This is a genomic window from Maribacter luteus, from assembly GCF_009674825.1.
GTDB lineage: Bacteria > Bacteroidota > Bacteroidia > Flavobacteriales > Flavobacteriaceae > Maribacter_A > Maribacter_A luteus.
The window spans coordinates 363,667-387,214 of sequence record NZ_WKJH01000030.1 but is presented as its reverse complement, the minus strand read 5'-3'; the positions used below and the strand labels follow the sequence as shown (position 1 = coordinate 387,214).

The following is a 23,548-nucleotide window of genomic DNA, read 5'->3' as shown; positions in this document are numbered from 1 at the left end:
CATTTTAACCAATACTTTCCAATATTTCTATACTACGAATTATTAGTTTGCTTTTTCACTTAATATAGGCTTACAATTGTTATTTGCTTTTCCAAAATAAAACCTGATAAGAAAGGAAGTTTTGGGAGAGCATTAAGAAATTTGTAATTTAAATCAAAAAACATAAGTTTAATTCGATATGAATTCTTATTGACAAGTCCATATAGTATTGGAAAGCCAACTGGAAATATCCGTCTTTTTAGTACAATCTTATTTGTTTATACTTATATAAATTTGAAATTTGAAATAACATTATTATTTACATGGATTTTTTTCCAGACAGCTTTTTCACAGCTCAATAAACAAGTAGCTTTTAAGCAATTGACTGTTGAGGATGGCTTGTCACAGAATAGTGTAATGAGCATAGCCCAGGATAGTCTTGGTTTTATTTGGTTCAATACTGAAGATGGTCTTAATAAATACGATGGTCGAGAATTTAATCATTACAATGTTCCCTCTAGTCATGCAAAGCGAGAAGTAAAGTATATATCTGGCGAATTATTCGTTGATAGATCTGGTATAATATGGGTGGTGGCTAATTCTGGCAAATTAAATCGCTATCAACAAAAAACAGATAGTTTCCATGAAGTTTCAAAATTTGAACAAGTAATAACTATCGCTCAGGATACTGATCATAACTACTATATTGGTACTTATGGTGAAGGGCTTTTCAAAATTGACCATCAAACCAAGGACACGGTTCAAATTTTAAAACCAAAAGACAAACATTTTGCGGTTTGCAGTTTTGTGGAAACAGACAACAATTCCATTTTTGCTACCACAGATGACGGTATCATTGAGATTAAGGGTGAGAATTATAGGTTTATAGAACTTGCACCTGAAACCATATTTAGTCGATTCGCGAAGTCTAAAACAGGCACTGTATTTCTTGGGAGTTATGAAAAAGGACTTTTTTTTAAAACTCCAAATGATACTGGTTTTGAGGCATTCAGAGGTTTTGCAAATCAACCTTTGCCCCAGGATTTAATTGTTAAGGATCTATTGTTTGATAAAGAAGACCGGCTCTGGATTACAACTGAAAGGCACGGTATTTACCTTGTGGATTTCAATTTAAAAACCGTACAGAATTTTACCAGCAATAAAAAGGATCCTAATGCGCTGCCTTCCGATTCATTGTTTTTTTTGCATGAAGATAGTACTGGAACCATTTGGATGGGAACTCAAGGGGCTGGTGTGTGCTATTATGATGCGTATTTGACAAAGTTCAACGTATTGACTAATGATCAGGTGCCACAAAGCGTCAATATTGATGCTATAAGGGCAATAACCACAGATGGTAAAAACACCATATGGGTTGGCACCGATGGCAAGGGGTTAACCAGAATAAACCCATATCGGGAAGAATATTTCACCTATACAACTTTAAATTCCAACCTTTTAGGAGATAGGATTGTAAGTTTGTTTTTTGATAAAGGAAGCTTATGGATAGGGCATCTAAACCATGGACTTCAAATAATGGATGCCAATGGCAAAATGACTTCCTTTAAAGAAACGTCACTATTCACTGTTTTAAAGATTTTTAAAGACACTGTTGGAAATATTTGGCTTTGCACCAACCATGGTTTACTGCAGTTTGATAGAAATAAAGGTGTTGTCAAACAATTCACTTCTGAAAATTCAAGCTTAGCTTCAAATTATTATATCAGTACTATTGAGCAGGATATAAATACGATTGAGCAAGGAAGTTTAAATACCCTTTGGGTAGGTACAGAATTTGATGGGTTGTACCAGCTTGATATTAAAGAAGATAAATTCTCTAAGATTGATGCTATACCTGATAGGATTTTTTCATTGTACTATGATAATTCCACGCTTTGGATCGGAACAAACGGCAAAGGGTTAAAATCATACCACATTGAAGATGGCACAGTTACAACGTATACCAAAAAAGAGGGGCTGCCAAATGATATTATTTACGGCATTTTACCAGATTCCAGTGGAAATTTATGGTTGAGTTCTAACAAGGGAATCACCAAGATCAGCATAGAAAACGATACTATTTCAGATATTGAAAACTATAGCAATTACTTTGGATTGCAATCCTACGAATTTAATGCCGGAGCTTATCATAATGCTGCAAATGGCATTCTATATTTTGGGGGGATAAAAGGACTCAACTGGTTTAACTCAAAACAACTTAAAAAAAATCCAGCTCGCCCCAAAACGGCCATTACAAAAATGGAGGTTTTCAACAAAGAACATCCTTTGACAAGTGAATTAAAGTTACAGCACAACCAAAATACGGTGTCGTTTACATTTGCATCTCTACAATTTTCACAACCAGAGCTGAACCAATATAAATACCGTCTTGTTAACAACGATTCACATTGGATTGATGCTAGCAACAATAATATAGCGCATTATACCAATTTACCCCCCAATAACTATGAATTTCAGGTATTATCAAGCAATTATGATGGTGTCTGGAACGAGGCGCCTACAACCTATTCATTTACCATTTTAAAACCTTGGTATACGACTAACCTTGCCATGGCAATTTATGTGCTTTTGTTCGCATTGCTGGCTTATCTCTTATTTTATTATTTAAAATGGCGCTTAGATGTAAAAAACCAATTGCGCTTGGAACATGAGGAAACTGAGCGTCTCAAAAAATTAGATGAGCTTAAGACAAATCTATATGCCAATATTTCCCACGAGTTCCGTACGCCACTTTCACTCATTGCCGGTCCGGTTGAAAACCAACTAAAGAAGGAAAATCTAACAGAAAGGGACAGAAGAGAGCTTGGTCTGGTTAAAAAACATACAGATAGATTGGTTGAACTCATCAACCAGATGATGGATATTTCAATTTTAGATTCTGGCCAAAGAACGCTCAATCTATCCCGTGGTAATTTAAACGCTTTATTGGCACAGCTTGTGGAAGCTTTTCAATATAAGGCACGCGGTAGAAAAATAACCATACAAAGCACAATACACGATTTGAAAGATTGTTGGTTTGATAGGGATATGATGGAAAAAACCATTTCTAATCTACTCTCAAACGCCATTAAATATGCCCCTGAAAATAGTGATGTATTGGTCCATGCCAATGAACAAGAAGGTGCTTTTATTTTGATTGTGGAAAATGAAACCCGACAAATGAACGGCAAAAACCTATCAAAACTTTTTCAACGATTTTACCAAGACAATGAAGCTTCGGAAGGTGTTGGCATTGGATTGGCCTTGGTTAAGGAATTGGTAGAACTGGCTCAAGGTACTATCTCGGCCCATACGTTGGAGGATTCCAAAATACAGTTTACATTGTTTATTCCTGTAAAACAAACAGAGTTTATTGAAAGCTCTACAGGTAATGACAATGTGCAGACAAATCAAAAGAATATAGACCAATTTAAAGCCGATAAAGTTGAAAAAGAGGTTTTAATTGATACGAGGAGTATAAATCTGCCACAATTGTTAATAGTTGATGACACTTTGGATATGCGAGCATTTATTGTTTCAAATTTTGAAGGTGAATATAAAATTCTAGAAGCTGAAAATGGTAAAGAGGGTGTGGATATGGCTGTAAGACATCTTCCCGATTTAATTATTAGTGATGTGATGATGCCCATTAAAAATGGGTTTGAGCTATGCGATGAAATAAAACAAAATGCACTTACCAGCCACATTCCGGTAATTTTATTGACAGCCAAAGTTGGTGAAGAAAATGAGATACAAGGTTTTAAGACCGGGGCTGATGATTATATTACCAAGCCTTTTAATCCTGAAAAGCTAAAAATAAGGACAAAAAACCTCATTGATGTCCAAAAACGTTTGGCCAATCATTATAAAAGTTCGTTAAACATCAATCCCGATTTGGCTATTACCAACACCGAAACTAAGTTTTTGGAACAACTAATAAATGTGATGGACGAACATATTACCGATACCGAATTTAACAACGAGTCATTTAGTAGGTTAATGCAAATGAGCGAGCGACAACTGCACCGTAAACTAAAAGCCATTATTGGAATGACCCCTACGGAATTTGTTAGAAATGAACGTATAAAATTAGCATCCAATCTGTTAAAAAAATCCGATGCTACGGTATCTGAAATTGCTTACCAAGTAGGTTTTAATACACCTTCTTATTTTATTAAGTGTTTTAAAGAAACTTATGGGTGTACCCCCAACGAATTTTCTATAAAAACATAATTTTTTCTCGTTTTACTTCCTATAAAATTTTGATTGTAATTCTTTGAACCCCCTTAAAACGTTATGTTTTTTTGGGGTTGTCCATTTTGTTGCATCTTTTGGCGAATGTATGGTATCCATCTAGTGCAAGCCCTTCTACTTTTACTCCAAAGTAACTAAAAGGACATTTTTGGCTAGAATGAAATAATGAAAACAATTATGGATACAATACCACAAAAACCTCTAACAAACAATAATATCTATATGAGTATAGACCATCTTAAAAAAGGAACATATTCGCTTAATATTTTGGAAAAAGAAAAAGTGATAAAATCCATTGAAATAATAAAGCACTGACTAACCTCACAAATTTATTTTATAACCCATAAAAAGTTAAACACTATGAAAACAAAAATAATTATAACCACACTATTGGCATTGTGTTTGGCGATGCCTACACAAGCCCAGTTTTTTAAAAAGCTTAAAAAAGTGGCTGAAAATGCAGTTGAACGAACCGTTTTAAATAGAACGGATAAAGAAGTGTCCAAAACCACGAACAATACCATAGATTCCATTGCAAAAGGAGGGAAAGACAAGAAAGACAACTCCAAGAACATTGGGGAAACCGAAAAAAACCTCGACAAAAAGGAAAAACAAATACCGACTGGAACCGAGTTTGAAAATCCATCCTTGAAAAAAAATATCGATGCCAAATGGGCATGGTACACTTCGGATGTTAGGGTAACCTCATACGATAAACAAAAAGAATCAAATATGGTAAGCTATTTTGATGCCGATGCGGTTGCAATGCGCTCGGACTATGTTGATCAAGTAACGGGGGCTCCACTTACATCCTATACTGATAGTGAGGGTTTCTTTATCAGTTATAACCCAAGGGAGCAACGATATACCAAAACGTCCCTATTTGCAATGCCCGGTATGAGCATGATGGCGCCCAGTATGATGGCCAGTGCCTATAAATTACCCGAAGGCAGCATTTTTGAAGGGATGGAGGCCATGGAAAAACAAGGACTTGCTGTTTATCCGTTCATGCACGTAGACTTTCCATTTGTAATCCGACCTGAACATTTTAGGGATGAAATGATTGCTGACAGATATAAAGAATCACAAATAGCGTGTAGAGGCAGTATGGATTGCACCAAATTCAGTGTAGTTGAGAGTGGCCATGAGGGCAGCTACATCTTGTTCGACAATCAAAACAGATTGATTGAAATAAACATTGTCATAAAAAATGACCCCTATTTTGAATCGGGCAAGGGAAAAATCGAATACTTCTACGAAAATGTTGAAGTACAAGTACCGGCCGCCGTTGAAAAAAAAATGTTTGGGCAAGACCTATTGAAAAAAGGAATGGAGAACAATTGATGATCATTAAACTAAAAAAATGAAAACTCTCATAATAACAAAACACTTCATAGTAACACTTTTGCTGCTCAGCACCCTTAATATGGCCCAAGCAAACTGTACAACAACAGAAACTACCAGTACGGTATTGCCTAACTATGAAGAAGCAGACCTTCATGTACAAAATAGTGTCCAGCCTATGGTTACTGAACTTGGGGGTGCTGTAACTTTCATCATTGCAGTCAACAATAAAGGCCCTGCAACATCCAACGACATTGTTTCCAAAGTAGTTTTTCCCAGTAGTTATAGCATCACAAATGTTTCAGTGACCCATGGCAACTACGACCAAACCACCAAATTATGGAATGTCGGCACGCTCGATGCATGGAAGCGAGCGGTTATGACTGTAATGGTAATTGTTTTGGACGATACCGATCTTATGACCACTGCCGAACTGATCAAATGTAGCACAACAGACCCGGACAGTACTCCCAATAATGGCATAGATACCAATGGCAATGGACTCATAATTGATGATGAAGGTGATGAAGACGATGGAGACGGACAGGATGTGAAAATAAGTGATCTTCATAGATCTAGCAATAATGAAAGTGCCAACAACAGAAGTAAAAAAATTATTCCAAACGAGTTCAGCTTTGATACGGACGTAAAAATGGTGATGGAGCATAAAAAGGACAAAATTATTTCCTTTCTGGATTTCGATACCATGGCCATGCGCATGGAATACCATAGTAAAGGTAAAAACCCAGGTCCTGTGTATTGGGACAAAGATGGCTATATCTATTCTGGCGAAAAGGGCAACTATTACAAAATCCCTTTTGATGAAGTGAAAAACATGGGCAAGAACATCGTAAAAATGTTTAGTATGGGCAATGAGGACATGCTCGGCGACCTTAATGTAGAATGGCCCAGTGAACCCATAATTTACAATGGTTACGAACTCCACGTGTATCCCAATCGCTATCCAATGGTAGAATGGGTGTTTGTGTACCACCCGGATGTTTTTAGGGGAGCCGAAAATATCACCGAAGAAAAAGTAGATTGCCGGGGCGATGGAGGTTGCTCAAAGTTCACCCTCACCAAGGGTGAAGGAGCAGGATCTACTGTTTTATTTGACACTCAAAACAGGTTGGCCGAAATCACAAATCCAGATGGCGCCTCGATGATCTATACTTATGAACGCTGCTCGGTAACCTTGCCTCAAGCGCAATCCTTCAACTTTAATTTTAAAAATTGATATGAATAATCCAATCCTTTAAATGACAAATTAACACACGTTTCACGAATAAATATTTTTACTCTTAACATTAATTCTAAATCATGAAAAAAATCAATCTCATTATTACATCAGCTTTATTGTACTTTACATTTTCTTTCACTGTAAATGCCCAAACCGACAACAAATTGGGTGTATTTCTTGCCTACGGCACCGAAATTGAAAATATAGGTATAGGTGCCAATGCGGAATTTCCAATTATTGACAAATTGACCATTTCGCCTTCGTTTATTTATTATCTACCTAAAGACGAATCCGGTGTGAAAATCAACTGGTTTGAATTCAATGCCAATGCCAATTATTATTTTTTGGATGAAGAAACAATTGGTGTTTACGCAATTGCAGGACTAAATTATTCCAGCGTTAAGGTAAGCTACGATGACAACGATCTTGGTTTTTTGGGAGACTTTTCGGCCAGTGATGGGCGTTTTGGACTTAACCTGGGCGGTGGTGCCAATTTTAATATAGGAGGGAGCATTACCCCGTTCGCTGAAGTAAAATATGTAATCATTGATGAAGGCCAATTGGTAGTTGCCGGTGGCGTAAAGTTTAGGATATAAGAATCGAAAACACACAACAAGAGTTTTACCTATGTGGCTTTAAAGCAAACACCCAAGAAAGTCAATGTCTCCGAGTTTGATTTCAGCGTTCAAAGCACATTTGAAAAAGAAGGAGGGGTTAAACACGTAAAGATCACCGTAAACAATTGAATATGGAAAAGTTTTTACCCGTATATCTCCGTTCTTTTTTATAGGATTGGTTCGGAGAAAACAAAGTAACAGATGAAAATAACAACCTTAAAAATCAATCGAATGAGTATCCATGTATTTATCGACAAATTAACAAGTAAACAAATATTCAGAACCTGTTGTCTGGCAATAGCATTTTTAATCACTATAAGCTGTGGCAGCGACGACACCGATGACGACGCATCATCCTTTGATTGCCAAGCCGGAACATGGACCGAATGGGTCGAAAACGAATTCACCGCATATTATAATGCTATAAATGCTTATAGTCAGGACCCTACTGAGTCGAATTGTACCCTTGTTGAATCGACAGCTTATGATTACCTGGAAGCATTACGGAATATAGTCGATTGTGTTCCTACGGCAAATCAAGACGCAATCAACCAAGCCATAGATGAGGCAAAAGAAGAAGTGGACAGTAACCCTTGCGGTTAATCGCATTTTGAAACATAGGATGTAATCAAACCACAAAGCATATCCCTTATATAGTAGAAGTATATTTCACACAAGTTTTTTATAGTCTCTTTTGATGTAGGTGGTTTTCTGAAATCCTGTAGATCAATAGCGGGTAAAGGGGAAGTTCAAAGAAAAAAGGAACTGGAAAAATTAGAAGAACAATTAAAAGAAGGAGCTACATCCTGGTAAAGGGTTAAAAGAACTTGGTAAAAATAAAAATTGATGATAAACCTTAGATTTAAAATGAAATATCCACTAAAAACTATTGCAATAACTTTTAGCTCCTTCTTTTTATTTTCTTGTGGCGGAGATAAATCAAAAAACAAACAGATTATTCAAAAAACAGTAAAAGTAGTTAAGGAAACACCTAAAACAAACGATTTTAGAGAACACTTAAAAATGACAGAACCTGCTACAGAAACACAATTCCAAAACTGGTTACCGACCAATCTTGAAAATTTCAAAAGGGCAGAGTTTACCACATCCCGCATTTCGCAAAACGACATTGCATCTGCAGGAGCTATCTATACAGATGGAGACGGCAAAAAACTAGAACTCACCATTGTGGATGGAGCCAGCAAGGATGGTTTATTGGCAATAAACTCTCATTATATGGCTCAGACTATGAAATTTAGTAGTGAAAAATCATCTGGCTATCAAAAAACGTATGAAAACAAGGAACTCAAAGTATTGGAAACCTACGTTGAAAAAGATAATTATTATGAAGTCAAATTTTTGGTTGATATGCGCTTTGGAATAACCATAGTTAGCCTTGGAATTAACCATGATAAGCTTTGGGATGTGATTTCAACTTTGGATTTAAAATCCCTTAACGCTATGTAAGTAATTAAAAACACCTGCTAAATCAGGTCGTATTGAAATAAAAGAAGGAAACCCAACATTTAGTTTTGGTATTTCCGTAGGAGCTATTAACCATAAAGCACAATCAGTTTCTGTAAACACCGAAGACGTTGTTATTGATAAACTTCCAATGCATACAATATTGTCTTCAACAGTGTTCACAATATCTTCTTGTGGTCAAGATACCAAACAAGGATTAAAAGCAATTACACAAACTTTAAAAAATGTATATCACCAATAGAAAAAACAAGAGCATTTAAAAAAAGAGATTAATGCCTTAAATCCTTCAAAACCCATTAATGTATAAAACATATGAAATCACAAATGAAAAAAGTAGTTGTTTTGGCCCTACTATTATGGGCCGTACACCCATGTGCAAACGCCCAGGGAAAATCCTCCAAAGGGGAAAATGTGGTAGTGGTGGTGAACAAATCCAATAAGAAGCTAACCCATATTGTTCCTTTTGAAGAGGGTAATATACGTAACTTGAACAAGTTATACCCCAAAAGTACTTTCTATGCAGGTAAACTGTACCGTTCATCAAAATCCAAAAGGGCCATTACCAAAAAAAGTCAACTTAAGGGGACAGGGAATTTAAACCTCCCGCAAGAATCGGTTGTGTCCATAAACTTAAATGTACCATATATGCCCGGTGGCCATTTTCTTCCCGGAGATCATTTTCTTCCTGGAGATCATTTTCTTCCCGGAGACCATTTTCTACCTGAAGACCATTTTCTTCCTGGAGACCACTTCCTTGTAATGTTTGATAAGAAGAAAAAAATGGTTGTTTTAAAAGTAAGATAACCCCATCTTAAAAACTTTGGTAATGAATATTCCAACCTCAAAATTAAAAAGCTGCTTGCTATATATTTTCATAGTAGGTATATCAATGGTTGTTGTTTTGTGCAAAGATGCCCAAAAGCAAGAGGCCAACACTTCGGTAAATAACCTCAATGGAAACTATGCAGTAGAAGTTTCAATGGAAAACCAAGTATTTCACATTCAGCAAGAAAGCCTATTGCCCGTAAAGACCATATTTACAAAAGACAGCATCTTACTATTATTCAGGGAAAAGGAAAACCCATTTCAGCTCAATTTGAACCTTACCCATACCGATATTTTGGTTGCCCAAAATGCAAAATATAGTATTCCGGACGAAAATGCCGGAAAAATCAAAGTAGACCTGAACTTTTTCAATTCCGACAGGAATACAAAAAGTATAAATAAACGAATCATATTCAGAAAAGGAATCATTAAAATTGATAAATTGACTGAAAACGAATTGGACATGACTTTTAAGGGAGAAGGCAGTGGAATAACCGAACGCGACAATAATTTTCTTATTTCCGGTAAAATAAAAGCAACATTTACCCAATAACATTAAAGCAAATGAAAACAACACTTAAAATAATAAGCCTATCAGTGCTTGTATGTATAATAGTTAATTGTAAGCAGAATAACAAGCAATCTGGTACAGTTGAAGAGGACCCAGTAGTAACTGAATCAGTCAGTATGTCGAAAAATGCAATCAGGGTTACAACCCGTAGCATGGAATTTCAATCGGTGGATACCATTTCTTCTGGGTGGAACACCTTTGTTTATGATAACCTGTCAAATGAAACCCATTTTTTTTTATTGGATCAATATCCTGAAGGTAAAACTATTAAAAACACGATTACCGATGTAGCCCCCGTTTTTGAAGATGGAATGGATTTAATCAATATGGGGAAATCAGAAGAAGGCTTTGGAGCATTTGGTAATCTGCCTGCTTGGTATTTTGATATTGTTTTTAGTGGTGGATCAGGCCTAATCTCACCTAAACATACAGCAGTGAGTACCTTAAAATTAGACCCCGGTTATTATGTTATGGAGTGCTACGTAAAAATGCCAAACGGTAAATTCCACACTCTTATGGGCATGGCCAAACCACTCATAGTTACAAAAGAAGCTAGTGGTCAAGAACCCCCACAAGCGACTATTAATATCATACTTTCAGGAGAAGAAGGTATAAGTTGGGACCAACCTATCACCCAAGGTAGACACACTTTCTCGGTCTTTGTAAAAGACCAAAAAGCACACGAGAATTTTATTTGGCACGATATTAATATCGCACGATTGGATTCCCATGCAGATATTGAGGCCTTGGAGAAATGGATGGACTGGTCGCACCCCAAAGGGCTTATCACTCCAGCTCCCAATGGTGTAACATTTCTTGGAGGTGTAAATGATATGCCGTCCGGTAGTACGGGTTATTTTACAGTTGATTTAGAGCCAGGGAAGTATGTTTTTATTTCTGAAGTACCCAATTCAAAAGAAAAAGGCCTCTTGAAGACCTTTGAAATCAAGGACTGATCAATACAAAATTTTATTGATGTTGTGATTACAAAGTTTGTTTGCCTAGGTAAAGCATTTTTTTGAATATTTAAAAAAAGACGAAAACGGAAAGGATAAATTTGTATTGGTTATATGGCTGGCTTATATGAATTGAATTTTTTTTGGTATTGGGTAATTTCTATAGGTTTATATGCAAAAGATGCGCAAAATTCACCTCTGAATGTACCATTTTGAAACAAGTTTTGATTTTAGTCAACCACTCAAAATTAAACCTGTACATAACTGATAGTTATAATAATGTGATGGTAAAAATAGTTTTTAGATTCCTGTGAAAAGAAAACCGTAAAAATAAAGATAGACTTTGATGTCATATTAATCTTTCAACATTTTTTGGCTGATCTTATTCATAACACCCTATTAGATTTTGTTCTTGTCACTATACCATCTTTTCAACCATTTGGAAATACCTTCCAACCCGGGATAAATAATTCTTTCGGTAATGTTCGCTTGGTCGAGCTTATCGCGTATTTCCCACTTTAATCCTGAAGGGATAATTACCTTTTTTAAATATTTGGGATGTTTTTTAAGCCACTCCAATGGATTGGAATCCGGGTCTAACATAAACGAAAAAAGGGCGAATTGGTTTATGATGCGATCATCGAGGGATGGTGGCTCAAAAAATATCATGGTATTTGCATTCCTACTCGAAAAATCATAGAGTTCCTCCAAAGAATTGCCTATGGTTTGTTTCAATTCCTTTGAGCTAAAATAAAATATGTCCTTGTTGAAAATGGGTGTTTTAAGCTCTTCCGGCAGTTCTTCCCTTAGCGCTATATAGTTCACCATCCATATGGCTCCGTCCATATCATAAGTGTCCATGTCCTCCGTTAAAAAATGTAAGGCAACATTTGGGGAGTGGGTCCAGTCGATCAGTCTAGTGGGTAGTCCGTGGTGTTGTCCTAAGGAAAACCAGTTCCAAAGATTGTTATTGTCATCGATCAAGGTGTTTATCGGAGAGTACTTCTTAAAGTTTCGGATCATGGTACCTTCAACCTTTGAGGGTTTTCTTCCCATTCTTTGCAGGCTTGGCTCTAATCCAAATTCGGCATTATGAACACCCCTATAGGCATAAGGTGATCTAAACCTATCAATTTTATTGTCCTTTTCATTGAATAAAAATTCTTGTAGTTCTATCCAATTTTTTGGTTCAAATAGCTCAAAATCTGTCATTTCACTAATAATTTTATGGTGCACCCAAACAGGGTACTATTCTTATTAACAGCTCTAAAACCACTAAATGTTTGGCATGCATTGTATGTACATTGTGTTTTATCCATAAATAAGATCAATTTTTGGGGCTCTAGGAGCATACCGAATAACCGGTTTTGAAGGTAATTTTTTTATCGATACGTATTACCTAACGGTTAAGTTTTTTTCAGTAGTCCCAGTGGTTTAAAAACTTTTAAAGTCCTTCAAATATAAAAGGCAAAATCCATTTAATACAAATTGTAAAAAGAAAAAGCCCGAATACTATATTCAGGCTTTTTTATAAAATCTTGTGGTAATGGTTTAATTCTTGATTAATCCTTGTCCTTCCACCCAAGGGGCTCCCGTTTTCTTCAAATCACTTTCAAGTCCTGGGAGTGTAGAATCAATGATAGGCAGTAATTTATTTTTTACCATCTTGAGTTGATTCTGTACGCGGTTCAAGAAACCTTTATGCTCTTCCGTTGGACCGTAGGTATTGCCCAAAGCCCTCCAGCTAATCGAATTACCTTCACGAGCCGTAGGATTAGATCGTTCCCCGATTTCTCCCTTTATTTTGTCGCCGTTAAGCTCTTTATCAATATCCAACAAGGTATTTTTCACTGTATTTAATCGTTTATACAAATCATCGGTAGGCGACGTTGCCTTATTCAAGGCCCTTAACATGGCATCAACGGTTTGCTGACTGGTTGATAATGCTGTGCTGGTTGCCGTTAAATCTTGCTGAAATGCAAAAGCAGCTTCCCGGAACGAATCCATTTCCTCAAATGATTTTCTAGGTAAGGCCCCTTCGAACAAGGGGGCTACTTTGAAGGTCTCCGGTCCTTGTAAAACGGTATTGATACCATTGACCCGTTTGGTCAAAGTCACGGAATACTCCCCGGGGGTAACCATTACGCCACCCCTACGAAAACCTCTTCGCCCTTCTGGAGGCTTTAATCGCTCTCCACTTTTACTCGGATAACTTAAGTTCCAATTTACGCGGTTAAATCCTTTTTTGTTGGATCCCTTCACTGTATTGATTACGTTTCCTTGAGCATCTTTAATTACCAAAAGTATTGATGGCCCATCTTGTCTACTTTCCTCTTCAAGAGCATCCCATCCTGGGAATTTGGCAGTTCCTTTTTTCTCTTTTTCCCTCCTGAGGTCTGTTTTTGATTTTATCTTATCTGCCATGTAATAAGTGAAATTGGCCCCGAAAGGAGGATTTTTTGCAATCCACTCAGCATCACCTTGACTTCCTATCCTATTGGATTGTTTGTACCACTCAACCGGTTTTATGGGAAAGAGCTTTGCTTCAGTAGACTCCAAGCTTTCATCAAAATCCCGTAAAGGAGAGATATCGTCCAAAATGAATATTCCCCTACCGAATGAACCGGCAACCAAATCATTTTCACGTCTTTGTATGGTAATATCCCGAATGGGAATGGTTGGCATTCCACCCTCTAATTCCATCCAGTTTTTACCTCCATTTAAAGTAGCATAGACTCCGAATTCGGTGGCGGCAAATAATAGATCTTTCTTTACGTGATCTTGTACCAGTCTCCAGATCAATAATCTATTGGGAAGATCCCCGTTGATCAAAGACCAAGACTTTCCTTTGTCAGTACTTTTGATAATGTAAGGTTTATAATCACCATACTTATGGTTATCCAAGGCCGCGTATACAACGTTGGCATCAAAAAGATCGGCGCGAACATCGTTCACAAAGGGTGTAGTGGGTAATCCTTTTATGGTATTCAAAGTGAATTTTCTCCAATTTGCACCTCCGTCTTCCGTTACTTGAATGAGTCCATCATCGGTACCAGCGTAAATCAAACCTTCTTGTTTTGGTGATTCGGCTAAGGAAGTAATGGTATTATAATTTGACATTGCGCCTATGTCCCAAGCATTATCCCAACTTTGGGATGTACCGTAATAAGGAAAGTCCATCCTTTCCTGGTTCAAGGTAAGGTCTGTTGAAATCGGTTTCCAGGAATCGCCCCTGTCTTCTGATTTCCAAACCCGTTGCGAAGCAAAATATAATCTTTTTGGGTTATGTGAACTCACTAGAATTGGAGCATCCCAATTAAAACGTTCAAAGGGATCACCCTCTCTTGCTTGGGGCTGAATAAATACGGTTTCCCTTGTTTTACTATCTATACGCCATAAGGCACCTTGTTGGAACTCTCCATAGGTAATATCGGGATTTCCAGGCTCAGTAGCCGTTTGGGCCCCATCAGCCCCAAGTGTTTTCCACCAGTCGGCACTTGCAATACCATCAGAACTAATGGTTCTCGACGGACCGCCTTGTGAACCATTATCTTGTGTGCCACCATAAACATTGTAAAAAGGTTCGGCATCATCGACCGCAATTTTAAAAAATTGGGTGATCGGCAAGTTTCGTACATATTTCCAACTACCCGTATTGTCAAAACTTTCATAAAGACCACCATCGGTACCGATCAATAAATAATTAGGGTCGGATTTCTTAAAAACCAAAGCATGACTGTCACTATGTTGGTTTGATCTACTCATGAAGGTAAAGGTTTTTCCATGATCTGTTGAAACCAAGGCACTGTTATTCATAAGATAAAGCGTTCCTTCTTTATGTGGGGAAGCTATTAATTCCTGATAATAGTGTGGCCCGGTACCACCAGAAACGGCATCTGATTGTTTAGACCAAGATGCACCCCCGTTCCATGTTATAAAAACACCGCCCTTTTTTCGGTCCAATTCGATGGCCGCATAAATAACCTGTGAATCGAAGGGAGACATGGCCAAGCCGATTTTACCGAGATTGGATTTTGGAATACCATTTTTAAGGGGTTCCCATGTTTCCCCGCCATCGGTACTTTTATGAAGTCCCGATCCAGGGCCACCCCCTAAATAACCCGCTACTGTTCTGTGTCTTTGCCATGTAGCGGCATAGAGTATATCCGGGTTGTTCGGGTCGATAAGCATATCAGTTGCACCCACCCATTCGGTATCCCCTAAGGTACGTTCCCATGTTTCCCCACCATCGGTGGTTTTAAAGACGCCTCGGTCTCCCCCTTTACTCCAAAGAGGTCCTTGGGAAGCTGCCCAAACTATATTCGAATTGGTCGGGTGAACTATGATTTTTGATAAGTGTTCGGAATTTTTCAATCCCATATTCTTCCAAGTCTTACCGTCGTCATGACTTACATAAATACCATCACCAAAGCCGGCATGTCGCCCACCAACATTTTCACCGGTCCCTACCCAAATGGTATGTGGGTTATTGGAGTCAATGGTTACGCACCCTATGGAATAGGAGGGTTGATCATCAAAAAGGGATACCCATGTGGTTCCTGAATTCATGGTTTTCCAGACCCCACCAGATCCAACGGCTACATACCAAATGTTTTCATTTTCAGGATGAATCGCAATATCGGCGATTCTGCCAGAGGCCATTGCCGGACCAATATTTCTAAACTCCAATCCCGTTAACGGGTTTTTGGATTTCTCTTGGGCACTTAGGTTAAAAGCAAAGCAGAATGTAATTGAACAGAGCAATGCAAACTTGATGACATTTTTCATATAAGGTTGGTTTTAGTTCTTTACTCGGTGGAATTTTATCAAATGACAGAATAATTCTAAAACTACAAAAAATGGGACTAAATGTTATGGCTCCTAGGTTAGTGGGTTTGATATTAACGCATAATTAACATTTGAAAATCAATGATATACAGTAGTGTGATTTTAGCTTTTTTAAGATTTCCATAATGAACAATGTGATTTAATCTATTATCCTAAATACTGGATATTGTAAATGTGCTTTTTCATAATATTCGGTATGTTTATGTATCCAGTCCAGTTGTGCATACCAATTTTTGGCAAATTCCTTATCCTTCGATTTTTTTGCGGTGAAAGCAGATGACAATTCGGGATTGTCGGCCAGAATTTCAAGAGCTTTATCTTCCCAAACATAGGGTGAGAATCCTTCTTTCTGTTGAAGAACGGTATCGAAAAAATTCCAATTAAAGAAAGAATCCGGGGCCTGGGGTTCTAAAGTCTCAATCAAATATCTAAAAGCATATTGATCGGTATAGATAAGATAATCCCCTTTGGCGAACTGCATCATGGTATGGTTTTTCTCCACTCTGGTGTCATAATGCATATAGTGGCCCTCATAAGGGGTTTTCCTAGTTTGGTAACTTTCTATTTTATAAGACTCAACGTTGATTGTGGAGTCTTTTTTTAATGTTGTCATTTCAACTGAATTGTTTTTCAATAGGTTAATGACGTTAAACCAACCTTGTGGAATTATGTACGCTTTTGGTACGTTAACCGTAATCTTTGGTTTAAAGTAATTTTGATATTTTACTTTTTGGGTAAAGGGCTTTGTCCTGTCATACTTTAATCGGTTTAATCCGGTAATGTCACTTTTGATTATATCCCCTTTAAAACCCTTAAAATCTAAAGTAGAGGTCATTGTTGTGTCCACTTCCCAATCTAAAGGGTAACTTTCACGGTGTTGGTCTTCAATAAAGGCGTTTTTTCTTAATTCTGATATCTTACTGCCATTTTCTTCAGTAATCTCCAACATGCTTTTCATAAGCTCATAGGTGCCTTCTACCCGCTGTTTATAGGGTTTGAGCATGTGGGTTTCCACCATCATTCCCAGTGTATTGAACAGTGTAGAGTAACCCGAGGAATAACGAGGGTAATCCATAAACTGTGAAAACCCGTTTTCGGGGACTTGATTAAAGACATTTACGTAAGGTGTAATATCCCATTCTTTTTCTGCTAATTTCCGTTCCAATTCCGGCATCATTCCGGTATGTAAATAATTGCCTAATTCCCCACCAAGTTTATTGTGCTGTGTAAACAAATGGGTAAGGGTATATTGATAATCCGCACCATTACTAACGTGGTTGTCAATAAAAACATCAGGTTTCACAAAATGAAAAATTCGGGCAAAGGTCCGTGCATTTTTGGTGTCACTTTTGATAAAATCACGATTTAAATCGTAATTTCTGGCATTGCCCCTAAAACCGTACTCTTTTGGTCCGTTTTGATTGGTACGGGACGTTGAATTTCGGTTCAGGCTACCTCCAACATTATATATGGGAATGGTAGCCAAAACAGTATTTTCAGGTTTGTTGATTTTACCTTGCGCTATATCCCTTAAAAACATCATGGTAGCATCAATACCGTCTGGTTCTCCAGGATGTATACCGTTGTTGATTAAAATAACGCGTTTTGTTTTTCTTATTTCGGAAAAATCAAATTTTAAATCAGGGTTAAGGGTAATTAAATACAAAGGTTTACCAGAGTCGGTCATGCCCATACTATCACAAGAAATTTCGGGATAAGTTTCAGCTAGAATATTATAATACTTTATGACTTGTTGGTAGGTGGCAGTTTCTAACCCTCCTGTTTTTTCAAAATGAGTCTCAAAATCGTAATTTGAAGAATCCTTTGAAGTATTACAAGCAGTCAAACAAATCAATAAACAAAAAAATACTCTCATAAAAATTGGCTAATTACTTTATAAAACTACAATTTTTAAAGAAGAAATTGTTTTGGGTTCAATAACTTTAAGAACAATGGCTTCATTAAGCAATATACTGATTTAAGTAGATGATTATAATGGTTTGATTTATAGTTTGTTGGATTGTTATTTTATGATAATTCATATAAGAAATTGATACTCGGGTTATCGTTTCTGACTTGGATGAAAAATAGTCGGGTATTGTAGTTCACGTGTATTTCTAGGATGATTTTTCCAAATCAATATATTTAGGAAAATGGTCACTAAATTGGATTTTGCATTTGTTTTCAAAGAAAGACGAAAACTTTAAATTAAGATTATGACCAATGTCATAAAATGCTGGAAACCTATGAATATATTTGTAAAGGAATAACAGCGTATGCAAAAAGGGGAAATATGAAATTAAAGACTGAGAAAATAAAGGAGCTGATCGCACAGATTGAAACCATAATCATTGCGGTACAGCAAGAAGAAAACGAAGCGGAAGGTCTTTTAAGTCAGATACACCCCGACTACCATAAAAGTGCAAGGAACTTAATCCACTATAATGCCTTTAGGAAATTTGACCTTAGGGATATCCAAAAAAAATTACAGAATCTAGGTTTAACAAGACTTGCAAAAGCAGAAGGACATTTAATGTCGAGTTTATTAAAAACCAGGTTCATCTTATATAGTCTTATTGGAGAACTGCCCGCCGAAAATCTGAAAGCGGGATTATCGATAAAAAACGGTAAAAGACTTTTAACGAACCATACCAAAGAGTTATTGGGAAATCGCTCCAAAGGTAGAAGGGTTAGGATAATGGTAACCTTACCCACACAAGCCGCTTATGATTATCAAATGGTACATAATATGGTTCTGAACGGCATGAACTGTGCACGAATCAACTGTGCCCATGATAATCCGGCCATTTGGGAACAAATTATCCAGAATGTAAAAACCGCTTCTGAAACATTGAAAAGAAAGGTGAAGATTACGATGGACCTTGCAGGGCCAAAAATTAGGACAGGAAGTATAATACCCGGTCCCAAGGTGCGTAAATTTTCCCCTAAACGAAATGAAAGTGGAGTAGTGGTAAATCCGGCATTACTTGTATTGGTTCCTGAATTAAAAGATACCTCTGAACCCAATGCATTACCCGTGGGTTTGGGTTGGCTACAGAAATTGGAGCTTGGTGATAAATTCACATTGAAAGACACCCGAGGTAAGCAACGTAAATTAAAAGTGGTAAAAGTAGGGGAGCAGCAAGTATTGTTACATTGTAATAAAACATCCTATATAAGTACCGGTACCATTCTAAAATGCCGAAATAGGGAAATACCAGATGGGGTAATAGGGGAATTGCCGGCCATTGAACAGTCGATTTTATTGATGACCAATGATATTCTTACAATTACCAAGGGCGACACATTCGGTTATCCCGCAAAATTCGATGAGGAAGGTAATCTTATAGAACCGGCCAGCATATCTTGTCAACTTCCCGAGGTTTTTGATCGGATAAAGAAAGGGGAAACCATTTTATTCGATGATGGTAAGATAGAAGGAAGGGCCGAAAATGTATATCCGGACCGTATTGATCTACGAATCGTTCGCGCCAATGAGAACGGATCTAAATTAAAGGCGGAAAAGGGAATGAACTTCCCAACCACATATCTCGGAATAAGTGGGTTGACCGAAAAAGATAAAATAGATCTTAAATTTGTTGTTGAGCATGCCGATGTTGTTAATTTTTCCTTCGTCAACTCTAAAAAGGATGTTGAGGAATTATTGACGGAATTGGAAAAATTGAATGCGATCGACAACTTGAGCATAATCTTGAAAATAGAAACCCGATTCGCTTTTGATAATCTGTTTGAGATACTACTTTCGGCCATGAAGGTCAAATATATCGGGGTAATGATCGCGAGGGGAGATCTTGCGGTAGAAACGGGTTGGGATGCCATAGGAAAGGTGCAAGAAGAAATATTGACCTTATGTGGAGCAGCACATGTTCCCGTGGTTTGGGCCACTCAAGTTTTAGAGAGTTTTGCGAAAAAAGGGTTGCCATCAAGGGCAGAAATTACTGATGCAACGGCCTCATTGAAGGCAGAATGTGTAATGTTGAACAAAGGCCCTTACATAAATGATGTATTGCTACTTTTGAATAAAATACTATCGCATATGGAGCAGTTTCATGAAAAAAATGAAAAGATGCTCCCAAGGATGGAAAAACTATGAGTACTACGGAATGGTTCAGGAAAGCCGTGATCTACCAAGTGTTCATTGATAGGTTCAATGGCTTTGAAAAGACAGAAAACAAACCCGAATTCCTCGGTGGGAATCTCAATGGGGTAATTGGGAAACTCGATTACTTTGAGAGTTTGGGCATCAATGTTATATGGCTTTCCCCTTTTTATGAATCATTGAATTACCATGGGTACCATATAACTGATTTTAAAAAAGTAGATCCACATTTTGGTTCCAAGGAAGATCTTCAAAGACTGATCCATGAAGCGCATAAAAGAGGACTTTATGTGATAGCCGATTTTGTTCCCAACCATTGTTCCCATGAACACCCTTTCTTTAAAGATGCGTGTCAGCATAGACATAGTAAGTATTATGATTGGTTCATTTTTGAACATTGGCCAGATACTTATCGTTGTTTCCTGGATTTTGGTGAGTTGCCCAAACTTAATTTAAATAATGTAGGGGCAAGGGATTACATGATCAATGTCGCCGACTATTGGATGTCCTTAGGACTCGATGGCTTTAGAATAGATCACGCCATAGGGCCATCACATAAATTTTGGAAAGTATTCAGGAAAAGGATGAAGGCCAAATATCCCCATGCTGTGTTCATTGGTGAGGTTTGGTGCGAAGGTTTGGAGAAAAAGCTTATTAAGACTACAGGTTTAAGGAACAAAACGCTGAAAAGGAAATTTGGAATATCACAGGAAGGGATTCAGTTGGAGTACCATGGAGAATTGGATGGGGTATTGGACTTTGCCCTCAACAAAATGATAGTGGAAGCAGTTGAGAATGGAGTTGATCTCTTATCAAGCAAAAAGCTGAAATCCAAAATCAAAAAGCACTTTAAACGCATACCTTCCGATTATCATATGGTTACTTTTTTGGATAACCATGATATGAACCGGTTTTTATTGCATTGTAAGGGTGATGTTCAAATTATGCTACAGGCATTTGAGTTGTTACTTTCTTTAGGACATCCCGTAGTTATTTATTATGGTACCGAAAATTGCACCTACAACAAATCCCCTATCAATGGGTCGATTCCCCATTCAGATTTAGCAGTCAGGGAACCAATGGATTGGAACGCCATTGATCATGAATTTTTAGAGGGATTTAAAAATTTGATTACAAAATATAGAACACAAGCGAATTGATTGTTTTGAAAACTTCTAGGAAAATAATGAAAGGTTGGCCATACCCGATTGGGGCATCAATCAAGGGCAATGGGGTTAATTTCAGTATTTATTCCAAGAACAGCAGTGCTGTAGAATTGTTGTTGTTCACTGATCCAGAAGATACTGAACCCACTGAAACAATTGTTTTTGATAAAAAACTGAATAGAACGGAATCGTACTGGCATGTTTTCGTTCCGGGGTTAAAGGCCGGTCAAATCTATGGCTATAGAATATATGGGCCTTTTCGTCCTGAAAAGGGATATCTATTTGATTCCCAAAAAGTACTGTTGGATCCCTATAGCAAACTGGTTGTGCTTCCTAAAACGTATCAACGTGAGTTAGCTGAGAAACCAGGTAATAATCAAGCCAGCGCTATGAAAAGTGTCGTGGTAGATACCAGCAGCTATGATTGGGAAGAAGATCGTTGTCCCCGTCATTCCTTTGTCCAGACCATAATCTATGAACTCCACGTAAAAGGATTTACACGGCATCCCAATTCTGGGGTAGTGGAAGGGAAGAGGGGAACCTATGCCGGATTGATAGAGAAAATCCCCTATTTAAAAGATTTGGGAATTACGGCAGTGGAATTACTACCTGTATTCCAGTTCGATAATCAAGATGCCCCTCCAGGCAATAAGAATTACTGGGGATATAGTCCCGTTTCTTTCTTTGCCCCACATAGGGCATATAGTTCGCGTAAAGATATTTTGGGCCCGTTGGACGAATTCCGCGATATGGTAAAGGCCTTGCACAAGGCCGATATAGAGGTAATTCTCGATGTAGTTTACAACCACACCAGTGAAGGCGACCAAAATGGGCCTACATTATGTTTTAAAGGGGTGGAAAACAAGGCGTATTATCTACTTAACACAGATGGGACCTATGGGGATTATTCTGGCTGCGGCAACACCATCAACGCCAATCATTCCATTGCCCGAAGAATGATTTTGGACAGTCTGCGTTTTTGGGTTTCCGAAATGCATGTTGACGGATTCCGTTTTGATCTGGCTTCCGTTTTATCACGGGATGAGTATGGAAACCCCTTGCAGAGTCCACCCATACTTTGGGAGATCCAATCCGATCCGATCCTTGCGGGAGCCAAACTCATAGCCGAAGCTTGGGATGCGGCCGGACTTTATCAAGTTGGTAATTTCATAGGCGATAAATGGAAAGAATGGAATGGAAAGTTCCGAGATGATGTGCGTAGTTTTATTCGGGGAGATGAAGGTTCAATATCGAATTTTGCATCCCGGATATTGGCTAGTCCTGATCTCTATGGGCATAAAAACCAGCCCGCGGATACCAGTATCAATTTTATTACCTGTCATGATGGCTTTACCCTTAATGATTTGGTAAGCTATAATGAAAAACACAATTGGGCAAACGGGCAAGATAATCGTGATGGTACTAACCACAATCTGAGTTATAACTTTGGGGAGGAAGGTCCATCGACCGATCCGACCATAGTACGGATAAGGGAACAACAAATAAAGAATTTTTTGGCGGTAACGCTGCTTTCTTATGGTACACCTATGATCTTGATGGGGGATGAGGTTAGAAGAACCCAACAAGGTAATAACAATGCCTATTGTCAAGACAATGAAATAAGTTGGTTTGATTGGGATTTGCTTAAAAAGAACGCTTCACTCTACCGATTTGTGCGTCTTTTGAACGGTTTTAGATTGAACACCAATTTAAGTGAAGCTGACGATGCATTGCCATTAATGGAATTTCTTCAAACTAAAAGGCAGATTGATTGGAGCGGTGTTCATTTGGGAAAACCCGATTGGAGCGCTACATCACATAGCCTGGCAGGTACCGTTAGATCCAATAAAAAAGATTCTGTATTGTTTCTGGCCTGCAACGCGTACACCGAGGATATGAATTTTGAAATTCCGGATTCCCACGATTTTAATAAAATGAACTGGTTTCGTATTATCGATACTTCCTTGCCCTCACCGGATGATATCGTATTACTTGAAAATGCGGAAATTGTTGAGGGGGATTCCTATTTGGTAAAAGCCAGATCGGTCGTTTTTCTTATAGCGCCTTCCAGTTCTTGGTTTGCAGATTTTTATTCTAAAATATAATTCCTATACATAACATTAAGTTTATAGGTTTTGGTTTG

15 protein-coding genes are annotated in these 23,548 nt (G+C 37.7%); 12 read left to right on the top strand and 3 right to left on the bottom strand.

The window, feature by feature from the left end:
- The first annotated feature begins 273 nt into the window (after window positions 1-273).
- The 9 genes from GJ691_RS18915 (at window position 274) to GJ691_RS18875 (ending at window position 11,271) form a co-directional block, all read left to right on the top strand.
- Entirely contained in the window at window positions 274-4,212 is a 3,939-nt protein-coding gene (locus GJ691_RS18915; RefSeq protein WP_246200227.1) for a two-component regulator propeller domain-containing protein, read from the top strand.
- A gap of 381 nt (window positions 4,213-4,593) precedes the next feature.
- Complete coding sequence (locus GJ691_RS18910) at window positions 4,594-5,577, top strand: hypothetical protein (protein ID WP_154369837.1); 984 nt, start codon at window positions 4,594-4,596, stop codon at window positions 5,575-5,577.
- Window positions 5,578-5,596: 19 nt separating this feature from the next.
- Complete coding sequence (locus tag GJ691_RS18905) at window positions 5,597-6,814, top strand: DUF11 domain-containing protein (RefSeq protein ID WP_154369834.1); 1,218 nt, start codon at window positions 5,597-5,599, stop codon at window positions 6,812-6,814.
- An 83-nt stretch (window positions 6,815-6,897) separates the two neighbouring features.
- A complete protein-coding gene (locus GJ691_RS18900; protein ID WP_154369832.1) occupies window positions 6,898-7,413 on the top strand; it encodes an outer membrane protein in 516 nt (171 codons plus the stop codon).
- 252 nt (window positions 7,414-7,665) lie between these two features.
- On the top strand, window positions 7,666-8,037 hold the full coding sequence (locus GJ691_RS18895) for a hypothetical protein (protein WP_154369830.1): 372 nt from the start codon (window positions 7,666-7,668) through the stop codon (window positions 8,035-8,037).
- 264 nt (window positions 8,038-8,301) lie between these two features.
- Entirely contained in the window at window positions 8,302-8,901 is a 600-nt protein-coding gene (locus GJ691_RS18890; protein ID WP_154369828.1) for a hypothetical protein, read from the top strand.
- A 342-nt stretch (window positions 8,902-9,243) separates the two neighbouring features.
- Window positions 9,244-9,723: a hypothetical protein gene (locus GJ691_RS18885; RefSeq protein ID WP_154369826.1), complete on the top strand. Its 480-nt coding sequence runs from the start codon at window positions 9,244-9,246 to the stop codon at window positions 9,721-9,723.
- A 22-nt stretch (window positions 9,724-9,745) separates the two neighbouring features.
- Window positions 9,746-10,297 carry a hypothetical protein gene (locus GJ691_RS18880; protein ID WP_154369823.1) on the top strand — a complete coding sequence of 184 codons (552 nt, stop codon included), beginning with the start codon at window positions 9,746-9,748 and terminating at the stop codon, window positions 10,295-10,297.
- Window positions 10,298-10,431: 134 nt separating this feature from the next.
- On the top strand, window positions 10,432-11,271 hold the full coding sequence (locus tag GJ691_RS18875; RefSeq protein ID WP_246200226.1) for a hypothetical protein: 840 nt from the start codon (window positions 10,432-10,434) through the stop codon (window positions 11,269-11,271).
- A 399-nt stretch (window positions 11,272-11,670) separates the two neighbouring features.
- Here the strand turns inward: GJ691_RS18875 and GJ691_RS18870 are convergent, their stop codons facing one another.
- The 3 genes from GJ691_RS18870 to GJ691_RS18860 form a co-directional block, all read right to left on the bottom strand.
- The gene (locus GJ691_RS18870) at window positions 11,671-12,483 is read right to left on the bottom strand and encodes an FRG domain-containing protein (protein WP_154369819.1); all 813 of its coding nucleotides are present in this window, start codon (window positions 12,481-12,483) and stop codon (window positions 11,671-11,673) included.
- Window positions 12,484-12,822: 339 nt separating this feature from the next.
- Window positions 12,823-16,059, bottom strand: a complete 3,237-nt coding sequence (locus GJ691_RS18865; RefSeq protein WP_154369818.1) for a WD40/YVTN/BNR-like repeat-containing protein — start codon at window positions 16,057-16,059, stop codon at window positions 12,823-12,825.
- 199 nt (window positions 16,060-16,258) lie between these two features.
- The gene (locus GJ691_RS18860) at window positions 16,259-17,995 is read right to left on the bottom strand and encodes a M14 family metallopeptidase (RefSeq protein ID WP_154369816.1); all 1,737 of its coding nucleotides are present in this window, start codon (window positions 17,993-17,995) and stop codon (window positions 16,259-16,261) included.
- 417 nt (window positions 17,996-18,412) lie between these two features.
- On the opposite strand from GJ691_RS18860, the gene GJ691_RS18855 reads away from it, so the two are divergent.
- From GJ691_RS18855 to glgX, 3 genes are read left to right on the top strand one after another with little or no spacing between them, the layout of a single operon-like run.
- Window positions 18,413-20,233, top strand: coding sequence for a pyruvate kinase (locus tag GJ691_RS18855; RefSeq protein WP_154369814.1), 1,821 nt, complete (start codon window positions 18,413-18,415; stop codon window positions 20,231-20,233).
- Window positions 20,230-21,399: an alpha-amylase family glycosyl hydrolase gene (locus GJ691_RS18850; RefSeq protein ID WP_154369812.1), complete on the top strand. Its 1,170-nt coding sequence runs from the start codon at window positions 20,230-20,232 to the stop codon at window positions 21,397-21,399. Before GJ691_RS18855 ends, GJ691_RS18850 begins: the two co-directional genes overlap by 4 nt.
- 26 nt (window positions 21,400-21,425) lie before the next feature.
- A complete protein-coding gene (gene glgX / locus GJ691_RS18845; RefSeq protein ID WP_154369810.1) occupies window positions 21,426-23,510 on the top strand; it encodes a glycogen debranching protein GlgX in 2,085 nt (694 codons plus the stop codon).
- The last annotated feature ends 38 nt before the right edge of the window (window positions 23,511-23,548 follow it).